Annotated in this window: 1 protein-coding gene; it reads right to left on the reverse strand. The window is 71.6% G+C overall.

The window, feature by feature from the left end; all coding sequences use genetic code 11:
• Window positions 1-408: 408 nt before the first annotated feature.
• Window positions 409-1275, reverse strand: a complete 867-nt coding sequence (locus tag AC08ON_RS11370; RefSeq protein WP_476607562.1) for a glycosyltransferase — start codon at window positions 1273-1275, stop codon at window positions 409-411.
• Window positions 1276-1678 lie beyond the last annotated feature (403 nt).

Raw genomic sequence — 1678 nt, forward strand, 5'->3', positions numbered from 1 at the left:
CCCCACAGCACGTCTACAAAACGTCACCGATCACAACGTAGCGTAATCTCTGCGCGGCCCTGGGCGTGTAAGCCGGCAGCAACACCGTGCTCACCCAGCCGGCGTGCTCCCGCAGGAACGCGGCCATGATGTGTGTCGTCCGGGCGGCGCTTGCAGCCCGGCACGGTGCGTACTGCCATCCTGAACGGAGCCTACGGTGCCGAGCCCGCGGTCCGGCGCAGGTGTCTGGCGGTCGGCTGCCAGGACAAGTTCTCGGGCCTGCTGGAAAGCGCGAGGCTGCCGGCATGGTGAGAACTCGAACCCGCCCAGGCCTGTGCTGGCGAGCGTCTCGCCGACATGCTCCGCAGATGCACGGTCAGTTCAAGGTCATGGGCGCGGCGGTTCGGGCCGCAGGCGAGAGGCCCGCGGCTACGAGCGGCACCGTTCCCAGAGCGTGAGGTAGGCGCGGGCCATCTGGCGGTCAGTGAAGGTGCTCACGGCCGCTTGGCGTGCCCGTTTCCCCAGCTGGTGGCGCAGGACCGGATCATCCCGCAGCCGGCACAGCGCAGCGGCCAGGGCGGCCGGGTCGCCGGCGGGCACGAGCAGCCCGGTCTCGCCGTCGATCACTGCTTCGGAGACGCCGCCGACCGGTGTCGCCACCACCGGCAGCCCGGGTAGCATCGCCTCGACGATCGCCAGCGGAAAGCCCTCCGTCCTGGACGGCAGGCAGAAGACGTCGAAGCCGGCCAGGGCGTCGCGCGCCGCGTCGGACCAGCCGGTAAGGGCGAACCGGTCGGCCACCCCGCTGGCCGCCGCGAGTTCGATCAGCTGGCGGCGCTCGGCCCCGTCGCCGACGACAACCACGTTCGCCCCGTCCATCGTGGCCAAAGCTGCGATGAGCACGTCATAGCCCTTCATCCGATCGAGCCGGCCGAGGCTACCCACCACCATCGGGCCGGGCCGGCCGGCCGGCCGTCGTGGCGGGGCGCCGAGGCCGGGGGCAGCATTCGGGATGCTGCGCACCGAACCGCGTCCCAGGACGTAGAAGTCCTCCACCCGTCGCGCGCTGCCGGCTCCCACGGCGACCCGGGCGTCCGCCCGCCGCGACAGCGCCCTGGTCCGCAGGAGCAGCGGCAGGTCAGTCGTCCGCAGCGGAAGCTGATCGACGGCGACGACCCGCAGATCGCAACCGGCCACTCCGGCCGTCAGGCCGGCGGCCAGCATCGGCGCGCACGCCCACGGCACACACCGGTTGACGTGCAGGACGCCGGGGCGTACCCGGCGCAGCAACCGCACGTGCGCCGCGCACGACATGGACGGACGCGCCGCCGCGCCAGCGGCCGGCGACCCATTCGACTAGCCCGGCGTTGGGACCGGCATCTGGCGGAAGCCATGATCGACTACTGTCGGGATGGGCTACGCTGGCTGCGGTTCGCTGAGGGTCGGTAGGCTGGGGCAGTCATCTCTGGAGTAGTCATCTGCAGGATGGCGATCCGTCATCTGGCCCGCCCGGGAGCGTTCACGAAACGCCACCCTCGTGGCTAGCTGGTGCTTTCTGCGGCAAGAGGGTGTGTTGATGTCGATCGAGGAGTCCGGGGTAACCGAGGTGGCGGGGCCGCGGTCCGGCTACCGGACCGACGCGGTCGCGGCCGATGCCGCAGCCGCTCCCGACGGGACGGCTGTCCGTCTCGCCGGCCGC

This window comes from Frankia sp. CoWAU3 (assembly GCF_977971855.1).